General features: G+C 56.4%; 19 protein-coding genes. 7 read left to right on the top strand and 12 right to left on the bottom strand.

The features are described from left to right. The first annotated feature begins 110 nt into the window (after positions 1-110). Entirely contained in the window at positions 111-1,136 is a 1,026-nt protein-coding gene (locus tag P1U45_RS06550) for a ribonucleotide-diphosphate reductase subunit beta (RefSeq protein ID WP_301058306.1), read from the top strand. 37 nt (positions 1,137-1,173) lie between these two features. Here the strand turns inward: P1U45_RS06550 and P1U45_RS06545 are convergent, their stop codons facing one another. Continuing rightward, entirely contained in the window at positions 1,174-2,241 is a 1,068-nt protein-coding gene (locus P1U45_RS06545) for a substrate-binding domain-containing protein (RefSeq protein ID WP_301058304.1), read from the bottom strand. A gap of 274 nt (positions 2,242-2,515) precedes the next feature. On the opposite strand from P1U45_RS06545, the gene P1U45_RS06540 reads away from it, so the two are divergent. Beyond that, positions 2,516-3,712, top strand: a complete 1,197-nt coding sequence (locus P1U45_RS06540; RefSeq protein ID WP_301058303.1) for a type III PLP-dependent enzyme — start codon at positions 2,516-2,518, stop codon at positions 3,710-3,712. A gap of 81 nt (positions 3,713-3,793) precedes the next feature. Continuing rightward, on the top strand, positions 3,794-4,165 hold the full coding sequence (locus P1U45_RS06535; RefSeq protein WP_301058301.1) for a VOC family protein: 372 nt from the start codon (positions 3,794-3,796) through the stop codon (positions 4,163-4,165). Positions 4,166-4,170: 5 nt separating this feature from the next. On the opposite strand, the gene murI is transcribed toward P1U45_RS06535, so the two are convergent. Next, complete coding sequence (murI, locus tag P1U45_RS06530) at positions 4,171-4,992, bottom strand: glutamate racemase (RefSeq protein ID WP_301058300.1); 822 nt, start codon at positions 4,990-4,992, stop codon at positions 4,171-4,173. 93 nt (positions 4,993-5,085) lie between these two features. Between murI and P1U45_RS06525 the strand changes: the two genes are divergently transcribed. After that, positions 5,086-5,916: a hypothetical protein gene (locus tag P1U45_RS06525; RefSeq protein WP_301058299.1), complete on the top strand. Its 831-nt coding sequence runs from the start codon at positions 5,086-5,088 to the stop codon at positions 5,914-5,916. A 62-nt stretch (positions 5,917-5,978) separates the two neighbouring features. Here the strand turns inward: P1U45_RS06525 and aguB are convergent, their stop codons facing one another. The 4 genes from aguB to speD all read right to left on the bottom strand — a co-directional run bounded on the left by aguB (position 5,979) and on the right by speD (position 12,045). Beyond that, a complete protein-coding gene (aguB, locus tag P1U45_RS06520; RefSeq protein ID WP_301058298.1) occupies positions 5,979-6,821 on the bottom strand; it encodes an N-carbamoylputrescine amidase in 843 nt (280 codons plus the stop codon). A gap of 3 nt (positions 6,822-6,824) precedes the next feature. Further along, positions 6,825-7,853 (bottom strand): agmatine deiminase family protein, encoded by a 1,029-nt coding sequence (locus tag P1U45_RS06515; protein WP_301058297.1) that lies wholly within the window; start codon positions 7,851-7,853, stop codon positions 6,825-6,827. A 342-nt stretch (positions 7,854-8,195) separates the two neighbouring features. Then, positions 8,196-11,279 (bottom strand): TonB-dependent receptor, encoded by a 3,084-nt coding sequence (locus tag P1U45_RS06510; protein ID WP_301058296.1) that lies wholly within the window; start codon positions 11,277-11,279, stop codon positions 8,196-8,198. 292 nt (positions 11,280-11,571) lie between these two features. After that, the gene (speD, locus tag P1U45_RS06505; RefSeq protein WP_301058295.1) at positions 11,572-12,045 is read right to left on the bottom strand and encodes an adenosylmethionine decarboxylase; all 474 of its coding nucleotides are present in this window, start codon (positions 12,043-12,045) and stop codon (positions 11,572-11,574) included. 142 nt (positions 12,046-12,187) lie between these two features. Here speD and P1U45_RS06500 point away from each other — a divergent pair, with 142 nt between their 5' ends. Together P1U45_RS06500 and P1U45_RS06495 are read left to right on the top strand one after the other, a co-directional pair. Further along, positions 12,188-13,699 carry a glycosyltransferase family 39 protein gene (locus P1U45_RS06500; RefSeq protein WP_301058293.1) on the top strand — a complete coding sequence of 504 codons (1,512 nt, stop codon included), beginning with the start codon at positions 12,188-12,190 and terminating at the stop codon, positions 13,697-13,699. 71 nt (positions 13,700-13,770) lie between these two features. Further along, positions 13,771-14,211, top strand: coding sequence for a DUF3617 family protein (locus P1U45_RS06495; RefSeq protein WP_301058292.1), 441 nt, complete (start codon positions 13,771-13,773; stop codon positions 14,209-14,211). A 56-nt stretch (positions 14,212-14,267) separates the two neighbouring features. Here P1U45_RS06495 and msrA read toward each other — a convergent pair whose 3' ends face one another. The 3 genes from msrA to P1U45_RS06480 all read right to left on the bottom strand — a co-directional run bounded on the left by msrA (position 14,268) and on the right by P1U45_RS06480 (position 22,156). Then, positions 14,268-14,936 (bottom strand): peptide-methionine (S)-S-oxide reductase MsrA, encoded by a 669-nt coding sequence (gene msrA / locus P1U45_RS06490; RefSeq protein WP_301058291.1) that lies wholly within the window; start codon positions 14,934-14,936, stop codon positions 14,268-14,270. A gap of 148 nt (positions 14,937-15,084) precedes the next feature. Beyond that, a complete protein-coding gene (gene pbpC / locus P1U45_RS06485; protein ID WP_301058290.1) occupies positions 15,085-17,211 on the bottom strand; it encodes a penicillin-binding protein 1C in 2,127 nt (708 codons plus the stop codon). After that, the gene (locus P1U45_RS06480; RefSeq protein WP_301058289.1) at positions 17,201-22,156 is read right to left on the bottom strand and encodes an alpha-2-macroglobulin; all 4,956 of its coding nucleotides are present in this window, start codon (positions 22,154-22,156) and stop codon (positions 17,201-17,203) included. The genes pbpC and P1U45_RS06480 overlap by 11 nt, the downstream gene beginning before the upstream one ends. A 69-nt stretch (positions 22,157-22,225) precedes the next feature. On the opposite strand from P1U45_RS06480, the gene P1U45_RS06475 reads away from it, so the two are divergent. Continuing rightward, complete coding sequence (locus tag P1U45_RS06475; RefSeq protein ID WP_301058288.1) at positions 22,226-23,449, top strand: NAD(P)/FAD-dependent oxidoreductase; 1,224 nt, start codon at positions 22,226-22,228, stop codon at positions 23,447-23,449. Here P1U45_RS06475 and P1U45_RS06470 read toward each other — a convergent pair whose 3' ends face one another. The 3 genes from P1U45_RS06470 to P1U45_RS06460 all read right to left on the bottom strand — a co-directional run bounded on the left by P1U45_RS06470 (position 23,450) and on the right by P1U45_RS06460 (position 25,251). Next, positions 23,450-24,547, bottom strand: coding sequence for an acyltransferase (locus tag P1U45_RS06470; RefSeq protein ID WP_301058287.1), 1,098 nt, complete (start codon positions 24,545-24,547; stop codon positions 23,450-23,452). It lies immediately after the preceding gene. Positions 24,548-24,636: 89 nt separating this feature from the next. Continuing rightward, positions 24,637-24,795, bottom strand: coding sequence for an HNH endonuclease signature motif containing protein (locus tag P1U45_RS06465; RefSeq protein ID WP_301059285.1), 159 nt, complete (start codon positions 24,793-24,795; stop codon positions 24,637-24,639). A 159-nt stretch (positions 24,796-24,954) separates the two neighbouring features. Next, positions 24,955-25,251: a GIY-YIG nuclease family protein gene (locus P1U45_RS06460; protein ID WP_301058285.1), complete on the bottom strand. Its 297-nt coding sequence runs from the start codon at positions 25,249-25,251 to the stop codon at positions 24,955-24,957. Positions 25,252-25,325 lie beyond the last annotated feature (74 nt).

Here is a 25,325-nt window from a genome sequence, read left to right as displayed (position 1 = left end):
CAGACAGAGGTTAACAGTGGAAAACATCTGGCTGCGACACACCATCTCTTGCGTGATTTTAACAAGAGGCGCACTATATCTTGTAGTTAACGCGACTCGTGGAGCACATCATGGCAGACGGCCTCATCACCGATAAACCGGGACTCCTAATTCCTTCAAGGGCTTACAAGCCTTTCCGCTATCCGTGGGCCTATGATTTCTGGAAGAAACAGCAGCAGGTTCACTGGATGCCGGAAGAAGTTCCGCTCGGTGAAGACTGTAAAGACTGGGCGGTCAAACTGAACGATAAGGAGCGCAACCTCCTTACGCAGATTTTCCGTTTCTTCACGCAGTCCGACGTGGAAGTCGGCGCGAACTATATGGAAAACTACATGCCTCTGTTCAAACCGACAGAGGTGTCCATGATGCTGTCATGCTTCTCCAATATGGAGACGATCCACATCGCAGCCTATGCGCTTCTCCTTGAAACCATCGGCATGCCGGATTCTGAATTCTCCGCCTTCATGGAGTATGAGGAAATGGCCGCCAAGCATGACTATCTGGGTCAATTTGGTTGTGAGACATATGAAGACATCGCCACATCCATGGCTGTCTTCGGCGGCTTCACTGAGGGTCTGCAGCTGTTTGCGTCTTTCGCGATGCTGATGAACTTCCCGCGCTTCAACAAAATGAAGGGCATGGGACAGATCGTGACCTGGTCTGTGCGTGACGAGTCGCTTCACTGCGAAGGCATGATCAAGCTCTTCCACACCTTCTGCGAAGAAACCGGCATTATGAATGACCGCCTGGCAGAGCGCATCACTGAGAGCTGCCGCACAGTGGTTATGCTGGAAGACAAATTCATCGAGCTGGCCTTTGAGGCCGGTGAAGTTGAAGGCATGACCCCGCATGATATCCAGCAATATATCCGCTATATCGCTGACTGGCGTCTCGGACAGCTCAAGCTGAAACCGATCTTCGGCGTCGACAAACACCCTATTCCTTGGCTGACGGAAATCCTCAACGGCGTTGAGCACGCAAACTTCTTCGAAGCGCGCGCGACCGAGTATTCCAAAGGCGCGACGCAAGGCGACTGGCATGGCGATGCCGGCGTCTGGTCCCGCTTCGACAAGTCAAAGCTGCCGGCTGCCGAATAAGGCTTATCGCTATTGAAACCGGATTACCGCCCGGCCCTTATGGGTCGGGCGTTTCTGTTTGCGAAATCGTCAACACGTTTGCCCGATCATCCGGCGACAGCGGTATGAGCCCCACTTCGACCAGATAGCCACCCTCACCCATCGCAACATCCGAGAACAGTTCGTCCAGAAACGGACGAAGCGCGGGCATTTGCTCGATATGGCTACGCTTTACATAGAGGAAGAGAGAGCGCGACACGGCATAGTCGCCGCTCATAATGGAGACCTCGTCGGGCAGTGTGCCATTGACCGAGGCCGGTTTTACGCGGTCGCTGCTTTGCTCAAGATACGAATAGCCGGCAACGCCCAGCGCAGACGGGCTGCGGATCAGCGCCTGCACGATCTGTGTGTCGTTTTCACCGGAATCGAGCCAGTGCCCGTCCGTACGGATCGTATGCGCCACGGCATCATAGGTTTCCGCATCACTCTCGCGCAGATCGACAATCTCCGGCAGGCGCAGCGCGCCGCGCTCCATGACGATCTCTGTAAAGGCATCGCGCGTGCCTGATGTCGGCGGAGGGCCGTACACCTCGATCCGCATATCCGGCAGTTCGGGGTTGATCTCAGACCAGAACTGGTAAGGGTTCGCGGCAAGGCCGCGCCGGGTTGGAACGGTTTTAGCCAGCGCCAGAAAGATCTCGCGATCCGTGAGCGCGATCTCCGGCCCGTTGAGCGCGTTAATCAGCACGATACCATCACTGCCAAGCGGCAGCTCCAGAAAGTCTGACACGCCATTACTGGCGCAGTATTCGTGTTCGCTTTCTGTCATACGGCGAGACGCTGTTGCGATGGAAATCGTATCAGGGCCATCACCTTCACAGAACAGGCGAATGCCACCGCCCGTACCGGTCGTCTCGACGATTGGGACGCGGTATTCACTGGTGGCGCCAAAATACTCTGCAGCCCGCGTCACGAACGGCGCTACGGTCGAGCTGCCTGCAATGACGATACGTTCGTCTGTGCGACCCGCATCCTCGCCGGTACCGGCAGACGGTTCGCACGCAGAAAGGCAGAGCATCAAACCCAGCCCAACTGCAAAACTTGCCTTGCCCGTGAAAAATTTCATAGTCTTACTCAAAGCCCGCACATCTCGCAGAGTGCCCGTCACGCCGGAACATTCGGCCCGACAGAAACGTTCCTTCTACACAATAACTGGCTGAAGCGGCGTGAAATATTCGTGTCAGGTGAATTTTACGGTTTACTCAGGGGTCATGAATCATTATGTGCACCGTTCCGGCGGACATCGGATCCATGTTCCTTTCCCTGCGAAAGCAATATAGGTCGACGGCCGCACTAACGCCGGTTTGGGTTTAAAACTTAAACACGGGGGTATTTGTGTCATGACGTCCTACGACACACCCTGGGACCTGGTCCGGCATGAGGATACCGACCGGCCCATTGCTTGCAATCGCCCGCATCTGCTTCGTCAGGCGGCGCAATGGTTCTCCACGAACTTTAAAGGCCAGGCACTCTACGCAGTGAAAGCCAACCCTTCTGCATGGGTGCTCAAAGAGCTCTATGCGAATGGTATCGCCCATTTCGACGCTGCATCCATGCGCGAAGTCGAAGCGGTCGCGCGTCTCTGCCCGAACGCAGAGATCGCGTTCATGCACCCAGTCAAATCCCGCAAAGCCATTACAAGCGCGTATTTCGACTACGGCGTCCGCACCTTCTCTTTCGACTGTATGGAAGAAGCAGAGAAAATCTTCGCCGCGACAGGTGAGGCTGAAGACCTCACGCTCGTCCTGCGCGTAGGCGTCTCTAACCAGGGCGCGGAAATGCCAATCGACGGCAAGTTCGGCGCGAACGCGACTGACACGCCAGACATTCTGCGCGCAGTTCGTCCGTATGTTGAGCGTCTCGGCATGAGCTTCCACCCTGGTAGCCAGTGCATGGACCCATACGCATGGTCAGTTCACTGCGAGCACCTGTCCCGCCTCATTCTTGAAGCAGACGTTGCGGTCGACATTATCGATGTAGGTGGTGGTTTCCCTGTTGCCTATCCGGGCAAAGAGCCGCCTCCAATGCACCTCTTCACGGATGCGATCCACGAAGCCTTCGCAGCTATGCCTGTCGCAAAAGACGCAGAGCTCTGGTGTGAACCGGGCCGCGCGCTTGTTGCAGAGAGCAGCTCCATTCTGACTGAAGTCACACTGGTTCGCGGCAACTCTGTCTACATTAATGACGGCGCATTCGGCACGCTCTACGATGCAGCTCACTGTGACTGGACCTACCCGACCCGCCTGATCCGCAACGGATCCAAACCGTCAAAACGTCTCAAAGCGTTCCGTCTGTTTGGACCGACTTGCGACTCATCTGACGTTGTTCAGGGCCCGATCTTCCTACCGGAGGATATCGAAGAAGGCGACGTGATCGAAATCGGAATGCTGGGCGCTTATGGCGTGACAATGCAGACCCGTTTCAACGGCTATGGCGAAGCGCGCGATCTGATCGCAAACGACACGCCGTGGCAGTCTGTTTTCTCGAAAAAACAAGCACTTGCGGACGCTGACTGGTACTCCACGTCAAAAGAGTGAACACTGTTCACAAATAATTCATTACGCCGCTAAAGCCGCTTCATCTACCCTCTCCTGAGGTCACATACAGGAGAGGGAACTATGATCGGTTATCAAATGGTGGGTACGAATGATGTCCACAAAGCCGTTGAATTCTACAACCAACTCATGCCGGTCCTCGGCGCAAAACCTGCGATGAAATTCGGCGCACACGGCCAGGGCTATGCCTTTGCTACAGGCCAGATGTTTGCCGTGAACGAGCCGGGCAATAAAGAGCCTGCGACCATCGGCAATGGCCAGATGACGGCCTTCAAGGTCGACTCACCGGACATCGTCGCCGCAGCTCACGCTAAAGCGCTGGAACTCGGCGGCACGTGCGAAGGCGAGCCGGGCCCACGTGGCGAATTCGGCGACTTCAGCTATTTCCGCGATCTGGACGGTAACAAACTTGCTGTCTTCTACATGAAGGGCTGATCAGCCTAGAGCCAGTCGGTCGGGTTTATCGTCTTGAAGTCGGCGAACCCGAACCGGCCGGACGCCGCCACGAGACGCTCCATGGATGGCGAAGCCCCCGTGGTATAAAGCGCGCCGCGCGCGACCTTACCCGCTTCGGCTTTTATCGCGTTGTCCGGCAGCAGGCTCAGCACACGCCTTGCGATTGCCTCACCTGAGTCGACCAGTTGAACGCCCGCAGGCAGGAGCGCTGACAAACGCTCACGAAGCAGCGGGAAATGCGTGCAGGCAAGCACGATGATATCGATCTCGTCTCCGCCGGGCTGCAGGATCAGCTGGTCCAGAACGCTTTTGAGTTCCGCATCAGAGACCGGCTCACCGGCGGCAAAACGCTCTGCCATTTCCACAAGCTCAACGCTTCCATGGGTCAGGACTCGTTTCTCACGTGCAAATTCGTGGATGAGTGCATCCGTATAAGCGCGCCTTAGAGTGCCCGGCGTCGCAAGCACACCGATTGTGCCGGTTTGCGTTCTCAAGGCGGCTGGCTTGATCGCCGGAACAGTCCCGACCACGGGAATGTCGATAACCGCGCGAACCACCTGCAGAGCCAGCGTGCTGGCGGTATTACAGGCAATCACGAAGTTATCCGGCGCCGCTGCATCGATCAGTCCACGCGCGATGGCGGGAATACGACGCGTCAGCTCTGCATCGGATTTGTTTCCATAGGGAAAGAAGCCCGTGTCCGCCGCATAAGATACGCGCCCTGAGAAGCCCTGTTTTTCAAGTTCAGATACAACAGTCAGGCCACCCATACCTGAATCGAACACTAAACAATGGGGCGTTTTCATTTCGCACTCGCAAACTTCATTTAGACAGAATTATTGTGCAGTGCACAATAATATGTTATACCTAACGTAGATAACTGAGAGGTGATACAAATCATGTTGTTTCCGACATTTGTACGTGATGCAAACAAAACCGCGACGACACTCATGCAGGCGGCTTTTGATAACATGCGGGCCACTCAAGAAACCATGGGACGCCAGCGCGAACTCGCGACCAAGATGGAAATGCCATGGAAGGTTAGCTGGAGCAAAGGCCCAATGCCAATGCCGAATGTCAGCTACACCGCTTCTTCAGCAGACAGCACGCGCGAAGCCTTCCACCTGATGGCTGATGCCAACATGAAAGCATGGGAAAACGCTGCTGTGGCCTATGCCGCGCTGCCAGGCTGGATGAAAATGCCTTACAAAATGCCGGGCGAGTTCTGGTCCAAATGGTTTGACCAATGGCAGGACGGCAAGTTTGACGCCATGTCACCGACCAGCATGGACACCGTTATGGAGACGATGACCGCTGCGGCGAAGAAATGCGCTGATCAGGTCGAGCTTGTGATGGCGCCTCCTCAAGCGCCTGCAGCAGATACGGTTGAAGACACTGCCGAGGCGGCCGTCGAAGAAATCGTGGAAGCGTTCAAAGACGTTGAGGAAGCAGCCGAGGAGATCGTCGAAGACACGGCCGAAACCGTCTCCGACATGCCAATGCTTCTGGAAGCTGCCGAAGGCGAAGCTGACGACCTCACCCAGATCAAAGGTATCGGCCCGAAACTAAGCGCTGTTCTGAACGATAAAGGTATTTATCACTTCAGCCAGATTGCAGGCTGGACGCCTGAGAATATTGCATGGCTGGACGAGAAGCTGTCTTTCAAAGGCCGTGTTCAGCGTGAAGGCTGGGTTGAGCAGGCTCAGAACCTTCTCAAACTCTCTGCGTAGTCAGACAATCAGACCCGAAAATGAAAAGCTCCCGACCTCAGGTCCGGGAGCTTTTTTATGCTCTATTTGAGAAGGTCGCCATAGAGCTCCGGTCGCCGGTCACGGAAGAAGCCCCAGGCAGATCGGTCGCGCTGGAGAAATTCCAGATCGAGCTCTGCCATCAGAACCACTTCTTCAACTTTACCCGCTTCGATAATCATCTCGCCGGCCTGATCCGCGATGAAGGAGCTCCCATAAAAGAGCTGGCCTTCTTCAACGCCAATCCGGTTTGCCGCCGCGACCGGCATACAGTTTGATACCGCATGGCCCAGCATGGCGCGCTGCCAGCGTTTAGCCGTATCAAGGGCCGGATTATGCGGTTCAGACCCGATCGCTGTCGGATAAAGCAGGAGCTCAGCGCCCTTGAGCGCCATGATACGGGCGGCTTCCGGAAACCATTGATCCCAGCAGACGCCCACGCCGAGTTTAGCGTATTTTGTATCCCAGACTTTGAAACCGGTATCGCCAGGGCGGAAGTAAAACTTCTCCTGATAGCCCGGGCCATCGGGAATATGGCTCTTGCGATAAATGCCCATTTTCTCGCCGCCAGCATCAATCATAACCAGCGTATTGTATGTATGCGGACCATCGCGCTCGAAGACCGATAGCGGCAGTACGACATCCAGTTCTTTCGCCAGCGCCTGATAATGCGCAACAGCCGGATGCGTAATAATCGGACGCGCCAGATCAAAACGCTCTTCTTCCTGCGTCTTGCAGAAATACGGCCCTTCAATGAGCTCTGGTGTCAGAATAATCTGCGCGCCCTGACCGGACGCTTCACGAATATGCCCGGTCAATGTTTCCAGATTGGTCTCCAGCGAGCCACCAAGCTCACACTGAACGACACCAAGCTTTACAACCGACATTAGTTAACCCTCTGAAACAGCAGGAATTTGCTGAGAAATGCAGTGAAACGCGCCGCCGCCCGTCAAAATCGCCTGCGCAGACGAGGCAATCACCTCACGGCCCGGGAAGAATGGCTTCAGCGCCTCAACGGCGTCATAGCCGCGATCATTATACACCGGCACAATAACAGCCTGATTGGTGATCACAAAATTCATATGGCTTGCCGGCATCACGCCTCCGTCATCATCCAGCACGCGGCCCGGAGACGGAATGGTTGTGACGGTGAGCACTTCGCCGCCCGCGCCGCGCCAGTTACGCAGATCGGCCTCAACGGCTTTAAGGCGCTCCGCATGCGGATCATCCGGTTGCGGCGCCTGACAGAGCGCATAGCCCGGCGCTACAAAGCGCGCGATATTGTCGACATGGCTGTCTGTATGGTCGTTCAGAAGACCATCTTTTAGCCAGATGATATGCTCAACGCCGAACGCATCTTTGAGGCGCGCTTCAGCGATTTCTCGCGTCCACCCTTTATTGCGGTTCACGTTAAGCAGGCAGTCTTCAGTCGTCAGAAGGTGGCCCGCACCGTCAAAATCAACGCTGCCGCCTTCGAGAATGAAATCAAAGCGCTTCATATCATCAGCCAACCGGCCAGATAGCGCCTCGGAAAGCTCTGCATCTCCCTGATAGACGTATTTGCCGCCCCAGCCATTGAAGCGGAAGCTGCGCGCATGGAGCTTTTCGCCATCACGGGAAAAGATCGGCGCGGTATCCCTCACCCAGGTATCACCGCAGAGTAGATTGATGATCTCAGCGCCCGGAACCATTTTGCGAGCAGCGGCTTCGGCGACCTGCCCGTCGACAACGAGCACAACTTTAGTCGCCTCATCTGCAAGGCTCTCCCCCGCATTGATGAGATGCTTTGCCAGAGAGGCAACTTCCTCACGGGCGGCCTCAAAAGGCTCTTCCCACGGGGCTGGATGTGATGGCCAGCCGATCAGGAGACGCTCTTGTGGGGCCCATTCAGGCGGGAGTTTCGGGAGAATTTCAGTCATTTCGCGCACATATCACTAAACGCTACAAGCGCAAGTGAAATTACATTTTGAGGGGCTGCTCGGTGCTATTGTTTCGCCGGCTCAACGCACCTGCGCCTTCGCCTTGCTCGTGGAAGCGGAGATTGCGTGAATGTCTTATTTGTTCTCGCGAACTGTCGTTCGCAACATTTGCGCTGACGCCGCGCCGCGGCTCCGCGAGGGCGGGCAAATGCCCGTCGGCCAGTCGGCCTCTGTAAATAAGCAGCCTCGAGCGCGCTCTATGCGAAATGAAATTTCGCGAGAGCCAAACAAAAAAAGAGCGGCCGAAGCCGCTCTTTCTCAATTCTTATCCGAAACGGGTTCTTAGAACTCGTAACGAAGACCGAAGCGGATTTCGTAACGGGACGCGTCACCGATACGTGCTTCACACTGCTCAGTTGGAACGCCTGTGGCATCAACTGTACACTGACGTGGGAAGCCAGCCTGACGAAGAACGCCCCACTCATCGTTGATGAGGTTTGTGAGGTTGTCGATCGTCATGAAGCCAGAAGCTGTGTGACCGTTAGAGAAGTTGAACTCTTGCTCGATCTTCAGGTCAGCTTTCGCCCACCATGAACCATCAACGCCGTTACGGACCTGACCAGCAGCCAGGTACGGGTTGCCTTCGAGGAACGGGTTGAAGCCAGAGATGCTGTTCGCGCCGACGTCCGCTGTGTAGCTGTATGGCAGACCAGAGTTAGCCTGACCGAACAGAGTGAAGCGGGTTGTGTGGTCACCGAAGAACTCGTTCTCATAGCTCACGAGACCTGTGAAGCGGTGCTCGATATTGTAGTCAGAACGTGCTGCGCTGACATCCTGTGGCTCTGCGAACGCACGGTTCACATAGTTAGAGAATGCAACGGAAGACGTCATTGGGTGTACGTCTTCAGCGTCTGAGTACGCGTAGCCGAATGACCAGTCGAGACCGAAGTCATAAGACTTAGCAACAGATGCAGACAGGAGCAGAGAGTTTGCGTTTGCTTCTGCGTTTGTCAGAACAAATGCTGCTTCACGGTTGCTGGAGTAAGTCGTGTAAACACGGCCGTCTGGACCAGTTGTTGTGCCAGTTGGGTCGAGGTCACCACGGAGCCATACAGCGCTGTCCTGGCCGATTGTGTAGAGGATGTCACCGCTAAGGACATACTCGCCACCCAGAGCCGGGATGTCAGCGAAGTAAGTACCACCGAACGCGAGTTTCCATTCAGATGGAATGTCGAAGTCCGGGTCGAGGTAGTTGATCTCGAAGTTAGAACCAGCACCAGCTGCAACTGCGTCGATCATTGCTTGTGGCACACAATAGCCTGGGCCTGTTGGTACGCCAGCTTCACACATGCCGTAAGGGATTGTGAAGATAGATGGACCGCCGTTTTGCTCGAGGCCGAATGCACCGCCGTCAGCACCGAACTGCAGAACGTTGTTCGCAGAGTAAGTGTTAGACAGCCATACGTTCGGGTTACCACCGGAATAGAGGCCAACGCCGCCGCGCAGTGTTACGTCTTCACGCCAGTCATAGTTGAAGCCAAAGCGCGGCTGGAGGAGACCAACGCCGTCGAGTGTCGCGTCGTTACCGAAGCCGTAATCGGCCAGGAAGTCAGCGTTCACTTCAGGCTTGTCGTCTGTTGTGTACCAGTCGTAACGCAGGCCTGCAGTCAGTGTCAGACCAGCAGCTGGTTCAAACTCGTCCTGAACGTAGAGTGTGTTGATTGAGTAACCCCAATCAGCAGCAGCATCTTCAGGATTACCAGATGGCGCGTTGTTGTAGTTGATGTTGTCAGCATAGCCGAGTGCGAAGTTTTCGATAGCTGGATCGAAAATGCCCGGAAGGACGTAGCCGCTGTTTGCGTCGAAGTCGATCTCGGTTTCAGTGTGCTGAACGAACAGGTTGAATACGTCCAGTTGCTCACGCTCGTAGCCGAACGCGATGTTGTGGATGTCGTATGTGTAGAAACCTTTGAGCGCGAGGCCGAAAGTTTCGTAGTTCAGAACGTTGGACTGACGGCTGTCATCGCCACCGATGTAAACGTCAACGTCGTCAGTTTCGATGGTGATTTCACCGAAGTCTGTACCGCCGATTGAGTTCTGACGGTTAGCCAGTTCGGAGTAGCTCAGACGGATTTCTGTAGAGAAGTTCTCTGTCCAGTCAGAATAAACCGTACCAACGTAAGCGTTCAGTTCAGCGCCACGCTCGTAGAGGTGGTTAGAGAATTCAAGCTCGTTCAGGTCACCATCAGACTGAGCGATGTTGTAACCGTCATTGTAGTTATATGTGAAAGTCGCGCGGTGATCTTCGTTGATCAGCCAGTCGAATTTCAGAAGGAGTTTCTCGTCTTCGTTGTCGAAAGAGGACGGGATATCACCTGGGTCATAGCCGTAAATGTCACGTGCGATACGTGCAATTTCGTCGACTTCAGCCTGAGTGATGTTGACTTCGTTGACTGCGCCGGAACCGAGTGGGCCACGGTCGAACAGGTTCACGCCGTCAAGACGCTCGTAAGCTGCGAAGAAGAAGAGACGGTCCTGGATGATCGGGCCACCGATACCGAAACCATAGCGGTACTCGTCATACTCACCAGAGTTGATGTCGTCGCCTTCGATTGAGTCGTTGCGCAGGCCGTCGTTTGTGTAGTCTGCAAACGCGTAACCGCTGAAGTCGTTCGTACCAGAACGTGTAACAGCGTTGATGTTACAAGCAGAGAAGCCACCGTACTGAACGTCGAATGGAGCGAGTTCAACAGAAACCTGCTCGATTGCGTCGTAAGAGAACGGAATACGTTCTGTCGGGTAACCGTTGGAGTTCAGACCGAAGTTGTCGTTCAGGCGAACACCGTCAACAGTCAGAGAGTTGAAGCGGGAGTTCTTACCGCCACACTGAACGCCGTTGATGTCGCCACGAGATTCGTCGACATAAACACGAGCGTCGAGACGCAGAACGTCTGTGATGTTACGGTTGATCGCTGGAGCGTTCTGAAGTGTTTCGAGGTCGAAAGACGCAGACGGGCCAGTTGCCAGAGCGGCTGTTGCGAGCGCTGGAGCTGTTACAACAATCGCATCAAGTGTGCGTGTGCCGGAAACAGTCAGTGGCAGGTCGAAAGTTTCGTCCAGGTTGACGTAGATGTCTGTGACAGTGACCGGCTGGAAATCACCGCCAGCAACTTCAACAGTGTACGGACCACCGACGCGAAGGCCGCGTGTAGAGAACGCGCCAGACGCGTTCGTGCTTGTTGCAGACACAGCACCTGATGGTTCGTGAGTGATGATAACATCAGCGCCGACGACTGGTGAGCCGGCTTCAGATGTTACAACACCACGGATCGTGGACGTGGTGACCTGCGCGTACGCAGGAACGGCTGATGCAGCTGCCAGAGCAGCAAGTGCAACACCGCCTTTGAACATTTTCCAGTTAAACATGTGATTCCCCTGTTAATCACGCATTGTACTCGGCGTGAAACGTTTGGCGGCCTGTAAAGGCGACTGGTGACGCTTAAATGACGCGATTGCAAAGCTTTTGTGACAAACGTGTGCGCTGCAGCATAACTTTCCCAATTGCGTCTTTATGGTCACACCCCCATGCCGCTAAAACTGTCTAACGGGAAAAATAAAAGCCGGGCAAGACTGCCCGGCTTCATAGTTAACAACATGTTAACTTTTAATCAGCGGCTGCTGATTTTTGGTCACACTCCGCGCGTGTCTTTTCAGTCCGTTAAACGGACAGACCGCGGCGGTGCTCTGTCAGGCCAACCCGTGACGGGTTGAAGGCCTCTTTCAGCGCCTGAATCGTGCGGTGTGGTTGTGCGGCACCGCACATGAACACATCAACCGCAGCGAAGTTACGCTCTGGCCAGGTATGGATGGAGATATGGCTCTCGGACAGGACGATCACGCCGGACACACCATTGTTTGGTGTAAAGACGTGGAAGTCGGAGCTGAGAATTGTAGCGCCAGCGCGAACGGCAGCGTCACAAAGTGAATTTTCGATATGAGCTGGGTCGTCAATTCGGGACACATCCCACAGATCGATGATCAGGTGGGTACCAGCAAACTCGACACCATCGCGTTTGATGAAAAAGTCGAGACGCTCTTCTTCGCCTGCCGCATCAGATCGCTGTTCCGATGCGGCCAGCTCCTGTTCGACGTTATCTTCTAGATCCGGCTCTACCGGGACTCCATATGCCATAACCATAAACCTTGTATTATCGGGCCCACACGGCCCCGGTGTGATGGAGCGGCGGAAATAATCATTTTAGGCTTGCCATGCAAGCTTGATTTTCACAGTGTCCCGCAAAAAATTACCCATGTCACGGGTAGCGGAGAAAAGCGTGTTTTCTGCAGACAAGTCAGCGCAAACTGACTGGAAAAAATTCTTCATTATATTCAGCGTTTTACTGCTGCTCGTCCGCCTGATTGTGCTGATGTTTTCAACGCTGAATCTGAGTGTTGATGAAGCACAATACTGGCGCTGGTCGACTGAGTTTGACTGGGGTTATTATTCCAAACCACCGATGATCGCATGGATTATCGGCCTCTCAACGAGCATTTTCGGGCATGATGAATGGGCAATCCGCCTGCTCGCCCCCTTCCTCCACGCGACAACCGGCACATTCCTGTTTCTGGCGGGGCGCCGCCTCTGGTCAGAGAAGGAAGGCTTCTTCGCCGCCGCCATTTATCTCACCATGCCGGGTGTCTGGCTGTCGTCTACGATCATTTCGACAGATGCAGCGCTCCTCATGTTCTGGAGCGCAGGCCTTTATGCGCTGACACGCCTGCGCGACCAACAGAACCTGACGAACGCAGCCCTGCTCGGCATCGCAATCGGCCTCGGGTTTCTCTCTAAATACGCGATGGTCTATTTCCTGATCGGTCTGGCGCTTGCGCTCCTCTTCGATCAGACGAGCCGCCGCGCTTTGCTTTCTGCGCGCGGCGCCGCAACAGCACTGGCTGCAGGCCTCATCCTCACCCCACATGCGCTCTGGAGCCTCGGTAATGGCTTCAAAACTATCGGCCATACCGCTGATAACGCCAACTGGGGCGAGGACATGTTCAATCCGGACGAGTTCTTTACCTTCTTCTTTGACCAGTTTGGCGTGTTCGGCCCGGTGAGCTTTGGCCTGCTTGTGACCTTCGTCATCCTGTTTGCCCTGTCTCGAACGCAGATGCACAGCGACACGCGCGCGAGACTGCTTCTCGGTTTTGTGCTGCCGCCTTTGCTGATCATTCTGGTTCAGGCTTTTCTCAGCCGCGCGCACGCAAACTGGGCCGCAACGACGTATCCGGCAGCCGCCATTCTGATCGGCGCATGGGCCGTTCACGGGGGCGGACGCCTTCGCGCCATTCTTATGACGGGGATCGGCTTCAACCTGCTGCTCGGCATTGTTTATATGGGCGCGCTGATCGCACCACCTTCCGTGGTCAATGAGGCTGGTCTTGCAAATGGCTTCAAACGGGTTCGCGCATGGCCGGAAACCATCGAACGCGTGAATGCCATCGCCACCGAAATGGGGGCGACCTCTATCATCGTCGACGAGCGCGAAATCTGGCACGGCCTGGACTATTATGGCCGCGACGGCGTGATCGATATTCCGCTTCGATCATGGCAGATTGCAGGCGTTCCGCAGAGTTTCTCTGAAGAGACTCCGATTTCAGATTCAGATGCCGAAAACGCTCTGGTTCTGAATTTCCGTCCATCGCATCTGGAACGCTTGCGCGGCGACTTCGAGACGTTCGAAGAAACAGGCGAGCTGGTGATTGATCTAGGCGGTGGGAAAGAGCGTCGCTTCACCCTCTTCCGCGCATCCGGATTTGAGCCGGCGCCACGTGATGGAAACGAATAGCAGCGCGCCGGTTTCATTGCAGGCATGTTTCCCTTAGGGTCGCGACTGACGCTTTCAAAAAGGGGATCCTCATGAAGCTTTTGTCGACCGGCCTCGCCGCAGTTTTCCTTCTCGGCGCCGCTTCTGCTCACGCAGAAGAAATCGCGCTTAATCCGGGCCAATGGTCTTTCACGCAGGAAGGTGCGGTTACGGTAATGGGCAACACAATGCCTATGCCACCGGAGAACAATCTGGAATGCATCACGGAAGAAGACGCGGCCTTTAACCCGGATGAGTTTCGTCAGGATGGCTGTGACATCACCGCGATTTCCGAAACATCCACCCGCCATGAATACGCAATGGTCTGCGAATCTCCGGAAATCAGCATGTCCGGCGATCTGGTCATTGAACTTGGCGATGGCGGCAACAGCGCATCAATCTCATCAAACATGTCAGGTCAGGGCGCAGGCATGGGTGAGATGACAGCGGTTCTGCAGATCTCAGCCGAGCGCGTTGGTGAGTGCGCGCAATAACGGCTCGCCGATAAGCTGATAAGAAAAAGACGAGGCCTGCGCCTCGTCTTTTTTGTTTAGTGCTCTGCGTGATCAAGCGGCGGCGTGTTCGCCCAGACCTGATCAATTCGCTGGTCACGTCCGCAGCGCGCGCGATAGAACTCATAGCGCTGGCGGTTCTCGATATAATAATTCTGGTGATAGTCCTCAGCAGGCCAGAAGGTTTCCTGATCGATGATCTCGGTCACGATTGGCGCAGGCAGCGTGTCGCCCTCAACCAGCTCTGCCAGCGAAGCTTCCGCAGTCTCGCGTTCCTGAGGTGTCTCTACAAAGATAGCTGTACGATAGCTTGGGCCGGTATCGCAGAACTGACCGTTGGGATTGGTCGGATCAATTGTGCGCCAGTAATAGTCCACCAGCTCGTCAAATGTGACAACGCTTGGATCATAGATCACGCGCACAGCCTCGAAATGGCCCGTATTGCCACGCGTCACTTGCTCATAGCTTGGGTTGGCCACACTGCCGCCGGTGTAACCAGAAATCGTCTCAAGTACGCCGTCGACCTTATCGAAATCGGCTTCAGTGCACCAGAAACATCCACCCGCAAACACGGCATCTGCCTGAGAGACAGCCGCTGGCGTGTCGCTGTTCTGATCAGCGCCTGCCTGAGTGAAAACTGTGATGGTTGTCGCCGCCAGACCGGCAGCAATCGCAACCGCGAAATTCTTTGGGATACGCATACTCATTCCCATTTGCCCGATAACCGCAGGTCTAATTTTTCGCGCCTGCGTGTTTTTGTGGATCGTATTAGGGGTCTAAGGCGTTCGATTTCCACCCTGCTCATGCAGATGTGACTGTAAGAACTCACAAGCGTGACGAAAAAGTCGCAACTTCTTAACGTGGCTGCACGCGGATTGCGACGCGGGATTCCCGCCCTTCAGGGTCGACGGCAGAGACATAGTAAAACCCCGGCCCGCGCGGCACCCAATATGGCGCACCCGCAGCATCCAGCGAGATCGGCTCACCATCCACGAACCAGCGAAGGTCTCCGCTGCCACGGCCCGACAAAACGAAACCGGGGTTCGGGTGGTCATCTCGCTTTTGCACAAGGACCACATTTTCCGGCGGGAAGAGGATAAGCGGCGGATCATCATCCCGCCCGAAACGCGCCATCGCATGCTGAGGCGTAAAGCGCTCTTCTGCCATCAGCCGATCTTGCGCATTGCCCTGCGTATCAAGCTCGGCCGAGACGCGGTCGAACACGTTGAACAGGATTGGCAGGGCTGCCCGACGCCCCGTTGCGCCGGGCCTTGGCGCACCATCGGCGCGCCCGACCCAGACGATCACCGTATGACCACGCGCAATACCTGCCGCCCATGCATCGCGGAATCCGTAAGATGTTCCGGTCTTGAAGGCGATCTCCGGCGCATCCTGCGTGAGGTTTGACGGCATACGCCCTTCAGGTGTCGGGGCAGACTGCAGGATATCAATAAGCTCTGCTGCTGAACCCGCACTCATAAACCGGCGCGCTGACGAGCCTTCAGCTTCGAGAGCTTCTGCCTCGGTCCAGACGAGTGGCCGCATCAGGCCGCCATCGCCAAGACCGGAATATAAGAGCGCCAGATCCTGAACGGTCATACCGACACCGCCAAGCGCAAGCGCAAGGCCCGGATCACGCGAGGCCGACCCGTAAACACGCAAAGGCACACCCGCCAGTTCAAGAGACGTCGCAAAACGCTCCGGCCCGATACGGTCCAACGCCAGAACCGCTGGCACGTTGAGCGAGTGCTGCAGCGCATCGCTCACCCTCACCTGTCCGCGAAAGGACCTGTCGAAATTCTCAGGCCGATAGGTGTTAAACCGCGCAGGCAGGTCCTCAATAAAGGTATCCGGCATGGCGAGGCCGTCATCAAAAGCGAGCCCATAGATAAAGGGCTTCAGTGTAGACCCAGGTGAGCGCGGCGAGTTCGTCAGATCAATCCAGCCGCCCGGACGCCCCCGTGAGGCAGACCCAACCATTGCGCGCACGGCACGTGTCTCATTCTCAACGACAATCGCCGATATCTGCACCTCATCGGTGAGTTCACCAGCGACCTCTTCCAGATAGTCCTCAAGCGCAAACTGAAGACCTGCATCGATCGTAGAGCGCACATCAGCGACGGGCATGCCGTGACGGGCATCTGGCGCCAGCCGTGCCAGTTTACGCTCCCGAATGAGCGCACTCGCATGCCAGCCATTTGAAGGGAAAGCATTCCTTGCAGGAAGCGGCAATTCCGCCGCCTCATCCGCGCGCTGGTCCGAAATGAGATCAAGATCAGCCATGCGAGACAGCAACAGGCTACGGGCTGCACGCGCAGTATCGGGGCGCAGGTCAGGCCGGCGCACTTCCGGCGATTGGGGCAGTGCCAGCAAGAGCGCGATCTGATCATCGGTTAGACGGTCCGGCTCGCGGCCATAATAGGCCCAGCTCGCAGCGCGCAGCCCTTCCAGATTGCCACCATAGGGCGTCATCGTCAGATAAAGCTCTAGAATTTCATCCTTAGTGAGGCGGCGCTCCAGCTGGAAAGCGCGAAACATCTCGATCAGCTTGGAGCCGAAATTGCGTGGGCGCGGCTCCAATAGACGCGCGGTCTGCATGGTTATGGTGGATGCGCCGGACACAATGCGCCCACGACCGATGGCCTGCCCGCTCGCGCGGATGACAGCCAGAAAATCGACGCCCCAATGGGAATAGAACCGCTCATCCTCAACAGCGATCAGCGCCTCAATGAAGAGCTGGTCGGTGTTTTCCAGATTGGCCCTGATCCGCCAGCGGCCCTCCTCTGTAGGAAACGCCCGAAGCGGAATGCCATTCACATCCGTTACGATGAGCGAGCCAGACCGTGCACGCTCAATCGGCGGCGGAAAGGCAACGTCCAGCGCAGCCAGCGTGACCAGAAGGCCAGCCAGAACCGCACCGGATTTCAGCCAGAAGCCCCGGCGCAAAAAGCGCCGGGTTATGAATGACAGATCAGCCTTCATCACCTGAAATCGTCACAGTCTGCGAGTCAGAGCGTGCGAACACGTCTGCGCGGTACATGTCTTCGGTGACGGCGCCCGGCAGAGCGAACTCACCCGGCGTGACTGCACGCACCACATAAGCCAGCGTGACCGGCTCATTGCGCACATCAATCGCGGCAACGAAACGGTCATCGCGCGCTTCGGAGACGTTCGGCGTCGCGATATTACCAACCCAGAAGAATGCGCCCTGCGCTTCCAGCCCGTCCTCATACTTGAGGATAGCTTCGATCTCGAAACCGGCAGGCAGCAGATCTTCAACGATCATCGGGTTTGTGCGGCGCTGTTCCGGCGACAGGATCAGGCGCACCACCATACGGTCACCGCGCTGGACATTATCAAGATCCACACGATTGCCTTGCAGCGTCATGATCTCTTTCGAGATACGGAACTGGGAGGACGATGCAGGCGGTGCCTCAACCGGCGCGCCGCGCACATAAGTCGTCTGCCAGATCGGCGCTTCACCATTGTTGGTGAAGCTTGCTTCTCCAGCCACGGCAACGCTTTCCAGCACATAGCGCGCATTCGCGCCGTCTACCTCTGTTGCAATCTGCGGCTCAGGCTCACCCGCCGTCATCGCATCAAGCGCCAGAAGCAGGAAGGATTTCTCCTGCGTAGAGAGATAATCGCCATCGCTGACATCTGCGCCGAGGCGTTCAGACAGATCTTCCAGAACATCTGTCATCTGAACTTCAGCAGCGAGCGCGATGACACCGGCAAGGTCACGCAGCGCTGTCTGGTAATAGTCTCCATTATTGGAATAACCGAGTGCGTTCACCGCGGCCTCAAAGGCGGATGTTGCACGCGCACGATCACCAAGCATGGCGAGCGCAGCACCGAGCTGTGCGCGCGCCAGCGGCGATTCCATCTGAGAGAGCTCGCGGTCATGCATATAGCGAACGCGGGAGATATCTGCCTCACCGGCTTTCGCCAGCACGTACAGTGCAAATGGCGCTGACCGGCGCATCAGGCGTGCTTCGGTATCGTTATGCCAGCGGCTTTCCCAGACATCCGTGTCATAGCCGTAAATGCGCCATGCCTCGCCCTGAGAGACGGTTGCCAGCGCACCGAGCGCACGCTCGAGAGAGACACGCGGCACGTTATAGCCTTCTTCGCTCGCACGTAGCAGGAAGTCTGTTGCGTAGGCACCCAGCCATGGTGAGGAATGACGGTCGCCTTCACGCCAGAGGCCGATTGAGCCATCAGGGCTCTGACGGTTCAAAAGCGTATTGATGGCGTCCTGAACCTGAGCGCGGGCACGGGCGCGAACGTCCGGATCATCGCTATTGGCAAGGACCGCCAGCTCTTCTGAATAGAGAAGCGGCAGAGCACGCGACGTAATCTGCTCGGTACAACCATACGGATAACGCGACAGCGAGGCATAAAGCGAACCGGCGTCAATCGGCAGAGCCGAGAATGAGACAACGGTCTCTTCAGAGCCCGGCACATAGCCGGAGATCAGACCCTGCGGGATTGAATAGCTTTCACCGGCGGCCAGAAGCGTCCGTTCGATCCGCGTTTCCGGCAGGAAGGCCGACCGCGTCTGAATCGGATACTCATGCGCGACAGAGAAGTCCTCAGGCCCTGCCACCGCGATGGAAAGCTCTGAAATGCCTTCAGCTTCTGAACGCAGATCAACCGGCTGGTCGACACGTTGGCCCTCGGTGAGCTCGACTGTGAAGCTCTCGGTCAGGAAGTCCACAGGACCATCTGATTGCAGCAAGGCTTCGAATGAACCGGCTTCCAGTTCGACATTGTCGATGCTGGCAGTCGCAACGGCGCGATCGCCTGGCGCAAGGAAGCGCGGCAGAGACAGCTCAACTGGCACTTCATCACGCACGGTAAGCGCCTGATCGCCGGAACCGACACCATTAGCAGACCATGCCACGGCCATCAGGCGTAGTTCGCCATTAAAATCCGGAATCTCGAAATCGACTTCGGCGCGGCCATCGCGGCCGACATCGACCATGCCGGACCAGAGCGCGACCGTGCGTGTCGGCACGACGGACAATCCCTCGCCGCCGAGCTGGTCACCACCGGAGCGGATTTCGCCCGGCGCGGCCATATTCGGATCAAGCAAGCGGCCATAATCGTCATAAATGTCGACGCCTAGCGCCATTTTGCCGAAATACCAGCTGGCAGGGTCCGGCGTCTGGAAATTGGTGAGCGCCAGAATACCTTCATCAACGGCAGCAAGCGTCATGAAGATCGGCTCGCGCGGACCATCAGAGACGTTCACGCCAATAGTTTGTTCGGTACGCGGACGCACAAGCTCCGGCACGTCAAAGCTTACTTCGAATGTCCAGTCAGTCGTATCGACCGGCACGTAAGACACACCAACTGCACGGCGCGGCACAGGGCGCTCCGTCAGCTCGCGTTCGGAGAACACCGTCACCATGACATAGGCGCCCTCACCCCATTCCGGTGTAACCGGCAGAGAGATTTCAGCGCCGCGCTCTGTGACGGTCATATAGCTGACGGAAAGAACATGATCGGTTGCGACGACAATCTGCGCTTCACCAGCATATGGCGGCAGAAGCGTCAGCTCTGCACGCTCGCCTTCGGTTGGAAGATCATCAGATACTGAGAGACGCACACGGTCTGGCGCTTCCACGCCTTCGGTTGCGCGGCCACCCCAGCCAACCCAGAACTGGTAGCTGGTTTCTTCGTCTGTGTTCTGGTCGCTCACGATCAGGCGGTAATCGCCATACTCTTCAAGCGGCTCAAAATCGACCGTACCGATTTCACCGGCATCAAGGTCTAGTGTGCCCTCATTGATCTCACGCACAACGCGGGATCGGCGCCAGCGCCAGCGCTCGCCCTCGCGGTACCAGTCATAAGTGTAATAGACCTGAATAAGACGCCAGTTCACATCAGCAGACATGGCCTCGCCCTCAGGGCTGATTGAGGCAATGTTGAAAGCGAAGGCTTCATTGCGCGATGGGCTGTAGTCGAAATCAGGACGTATGCCGAGATAAGCTGCCTTCGGGCGATACGGGATGATCACGCTGTCAGAGACGGCGCGGCCACCCGGCTCGAGCACGGAAACGACTGTACGCAGACGCAGCGGCTGATCAGCGTTTACGCCAGCACCATCCGGATTGAGTGCAAGCGATACATTGCCTGCGCCATCAGTCATCTGCTCGGGAAATTCGATAATTTCCTGACGGAAGACATCGTCATGAGCGCCGAAACGGAAGCCTTCAAACGCGTCGAACGGAGATGGATCGGTTTCGAGGCGGGCTTCGGCTTGCACGACGAGCCCGGCACCCGGCGCGCCATAAAGGAAGTCGGAGCTAACTTCGACGTCACGCGCCTGACCGCGGCGGAGCGGCGTATCGGTGTCGGCCTCAACATCTACACGGATGCGCTGCGGAACGAAGTCCTCAACCGAAACACGGGTCGAGCCAACCTCGCCAATTCCGTCAACCTCGACGACCACGCGCCACTGGCCACGTGAGGCCGAGCGCGGAAGGTCATAATCAAAGGTCACACCGCCAAGTTCGGTTTCGGTGAAGGCCTGACGGGTCGCTTCCATACCATTCGGGCGATAGACAACGAACCGGCCCTGACGGTCTGTCACTGCGCGGCCAGCGTCATCACGCAGCATCGCGGTCGCGTGGATCATCTCGCCCGGACGATAAATACCGCGCTCGGTGTAGACGAAACCATCCACCGGATAGTTCGGCGTACGACCGCCAATGCCTTCGGACGACAGATCAATCGGCGCGCGATCAAGATCGAGCATCGCAAAATCGCCGGACGGGCCAAACGCGACGACCATGCGCGGACGCAGATTGCCAGTGCCGTTCAGAAGCGCCTGATCGAAATGTACAGCGCGCGCACCGTCAGTTGTTTCTTCTGCGAGGATTTCATTGTTCACCGCGATGAGCTGCAGGCTGACATTGCCGACCTGACGGGCGGTCTGCAGAGAGCGTACGACAACATCAAGGCCAGTCTCCCCCCAATAGCTTGTCAGAGCGAGGTCGGTGGTAATGATCCAGCGGCGGGCCTGTGCAGGCGGGCCTTCGCGGCCGAGGTTTTCGCGCGTGTCGGTCAGCGTGACAAAATATGCACCGGCTTCCAGCTCGCCAATGGCTTCAGCCAGCGGGAAGACACTGGTGACAGCCTCGTTCTGGCGCGCTTCAATATCCATCGTGCCAGACCAGATTGGCGTTTCCACATCGTCCGGATTTTCATCACCATAGAGATAGCCATAGCCGCCCTGAGAGCGGGTATAGCCTTCCATCACACGCTTGAAGGCGAGCGCGCGGTCATTAATGCGGGTCACTTCAATGCGGACTTCATCCACATTCACAGTCTCGATTGGCAGGCCGTCAGCATCAATGCGCGGCAGGATGACGCCTGAACCGGAGAAGCCGACATAAGGCGGACGGTCTGTGAAATCGACCGTGAGCATTTCGCTCTCTTCCAGAACGCGGCCATCCATCGCAGGCAGGCCTTCGCGCAGTTCCAGCTCGCGCGTGTCGGAGAATGTGAGGCCGCCAATGCAGAGGTCCTGACCATTGGCGGAGAAAGACAATGAGGTGCGCGGGGTCACCTGAACATAGGTGGAGTAGTCAATTTCAGGGTTGAGCGGCGCAGAAAAAGAGAGGCATGCGAGAGGGGCCGCGCCGCTTGTATCTGTCCGGTAGCGCAAATAGCCGAAAGTCTCTTCATTTGCGTCTGCTGCAGCCTGACGAAGGCGCTCGCGCTCTTCAATCCGGCGGAGGGTCTGGGCGTCGCGCCCTTCGGACTGGGCAGGCACCGCGCCAGATTGTTGGCCCGAAGTGAAAGCGAGTGTTTGCGTCTGCTGCGTTCGGGTATTATGTCCCGACATGCTGTTCTGGATCAGTCCGAATGCCAGAATGGCCACAACCGCAACAATAAAGCCTTGTAGATACCGCATGATTTCCCCTCCTCCAGCGCCCGTTTACCATGAAACATCGGCGCCGTTTTGTCATCACAGAACAACGAAATGACGGTATTAGGTTCAAACTTCGACGAATTATGGCCATCTGGTCCATCCCCTGAAGTGGTGATCGTCGGCGCAGGCGCTGCAGGCCTGTTCGCAGGCATTGAGGCTGCCCGAAATGGCAAGCGCGTGCTGATTGTTGATCATGCAAAGAAGCCTGCCGAGAAAATCCGCATTTCCGGCGGCGGGCGTTGCAATTTCACCAATCTGGAAACCAAAGCCTCGCGCTTCATTTCGCAGAACCCGCATTTTGCGAAATCCGCGCTTGCCCGTTTCGGCCCGTGGGATTTTATCGAGCGCATGTCGGCGCACAAGCTGACCTGGCATGAGAAAACTCTCGGCCAGCTCTTCTGCGACCAGAAATCCGGCGCCATCATCCAGTTCCTGCTGGACGATCTTGAAGCCGCAGGCGGGCGCATTCTCATGGAATGCGAGATCAGCGAAATTACAAAGCCGGATGCGTGTTTCACGGTCACGACCAATAAAGGTACGTTTCGTCCTGCCTCACTGATCATTGCATCTGGCGGGCTGTCTATTCCAAAAATCGGCGCGTCCAGCTTTGGCTATGATGTGGCAAAGCAGTTCGGCCATTCCATCGTAGAGACACGTCCAGGTCTGGTGCCGTTCACCTTTTCCGGTGCTCTGCACGACCGGTTTGCCGCCATCTCTGGTGTTGCCGCACCCGTCACGGTGACAACACAAGACAAAACCCGCTTCTCGGAAGCCATGCTGTTCACTCATCGCGGGCTGTCCGGGCCGGCCATCCTTCAGGCCTCCAGCTATTGGCATCCGGGCGAAGCGATCACACTGGAATATCTGCCAGCTGAACGGGTCAGGTCTGAACTGACACACGCTCGCAACACCGATCCGAAGAAACGCGTCACGGACTGGATCGTCGAGTATCTTCCCGGTCGTCTGACGGCGGACATTTTTGGCGAAACGGGTCTCAGAAACCAGATCGGAACGCTATCAAATGCGGATATCGACCGGCTGGCCGAGCGTCTGTCCGCGCACACAATTTCACCGACTGCCACCGAAGGCTATCGCACTGCCGAGGTGACCGTTGGCGGTGTGAACACAGACGAGCTGTCATCCAAGACGATGGAGTCGAAACTCTGTGAGGGCCTTTATTTCATCGGTGAGGTTGTCGATGTGACCGGCTGGCTTGGCGGATATAACTTCCAATGGGCGTGGGCGTCCGCCCACGCAGCAGGCGAGGCCGTCTGATCAGGCGGTCTGAGTTTCTTTTGAGCGGCGGGAGCGCTTCTCCCAGCCGCCGCGAATGGCTTTACGGCATGGCTCTTCGATCAGCTTATGGATCGGATAGGCAATCGCCACGACGACCAGCGTGAAGCCGAGCGATGTCCACGCATTCACGACAAACGGAATGCCCAGAATATCGAGCGCATTCTTCATGATCATGAAGGTCGGTACGTGTAGGATAAAGATCGCATAAGACCAGCCACCCAGCGCGCACATTGTCGGATGCGCAAGGAAAGTGCCTTTGCCTTCTGCATCTATCCGCGCCAGCGACATGATCATCAGCGCGCCGCCAGCTGCAACAAACGCAGTCCCCACATGGTTCATTGCTGCCAGCAGCGCGCCGCCCGCACCGGCAAGAGCGTAAAGCCCCGCGCGGAAACCGGATACTTTAAAATCTTCGAAGGCCACACGAGCGCCAACACCCGCCAGCATGACGACTGCGCCACGCAGCGCGCCCCACGCCATGGTGGAAGAACTGAGCTCACGATGCAGAAGCATCTGGTGCACCTGATCAACGAGGTAAACATTCAAAAGACAGAGCCCGAAGAAGAGTGTGCGGTGCGCCTTCATCTTCGTTGCAAGCCAGATATAGAGCGGGAATGCCAGATAGCCTGCGAACTCGGCGCTGATCGCCCAGGCCGGGAAATTCCATGCGGCCCCGCCCGGTACGCCAAAAGATTGCATCATGAAGAGGTTCGCGAACAGACCTTCCAATGGATAGCCTTCAGCCATATCCGCGCGGCCCATCACCATGCCAAGTACAAGGAAGCCCAGCATGATGCCAAGCGCCAGCATGTGCAGCGGGTAAATCCGCGCGATACGGGCGACCATAAAGTCACCAAAGGCAAAAGGCCGGTTCCGGTTATTCCAGTAGATATGGGTGAGCACGAAGCCTGAGAGGACGAAGAAAACATCGACCCGCGCGACACCGAGTTCCAGATATGGCAGCGCGCCAAAGCCGTCATGGTCATACATATGCCCGACGTGGAAATAGGCGATCCAGATCGCGAGAATGAAGCGAAGACCGGTCAGCGAGTCGAAACGTTGGCGTGAAATGTCCATCTGGAGGCTCCGTGAGATTCACATCTCAAAGAGCAAGCTTCATTCCAGTTTCGCCATACAGGGGAATTCCGGCTGCAGATTCACCCCAGTTATTTGTTTCCTTTGATTTTATTGCACCGCGCATGGGCCAGCTGTAGATTTTCAGGCGTATCGGGCCCACCTTTTGAGCGCGGTTTTATATGGTCAAAAGTCGGACGAAGCTTCTTCCAGAGCGTGGAATGTGCCGTTTCGAACCGGTTTTGCGGCATATCCTCGCCGCAAAGCGCGCACTTTCCCGCCTGCGCCTCCCACAGGCTGCGGAACAACTCATTCTCTTTTGGCTTGAAGGGCTGGGACACAGCTCACGTCCTGTTCTATTTCATCGCTCATCCCTGCGAAGGCAGGGATCTGGCAGATAGAGTGGCAACTCACAAAAGCGTTTCCGCGAGATCCACCCTATGCGGGTTACCCTGATCGATGAGCCGGTCTTTCCACGCCCGTTTCCACTTCTTCATCTGCCGTTCGCGAATGAAAGCGCTTTCGCGACTTGGGTGACCTTCAAACCAGACCAGCTTTTCGCAATTATAACGGTCAGAGAAGCCTTTGATCAGATGCTCTCTGTGCTCATATGCACGGCGATTAAGGTCATCTGTCATACCGATATAGAGCACGGTATCACGCTCATTGCTCATGATATAAACGCAGTAAACTGTTTCACCGTTCATACGCGCACTTTCGCTCCAGATTCCTGCCTACGCAGGAATGAGCGAAAGTTTGTTAGATTTTTCGGGTGGCAACA

The organism is Ponticaulis sp. (genome assembly GCF_029210165.1).
Lineage (GTDB): Bacteria > Pseudomonadota > Alphaproteobacteria > Caulobacterales > Hyphomonadaceae > Ponticaulis.
The sequence above is the reverse complement of the archived record's forward strand: the minus strand, read 5'-3'. Positions and strand labels throughout refer to the sequence as shown.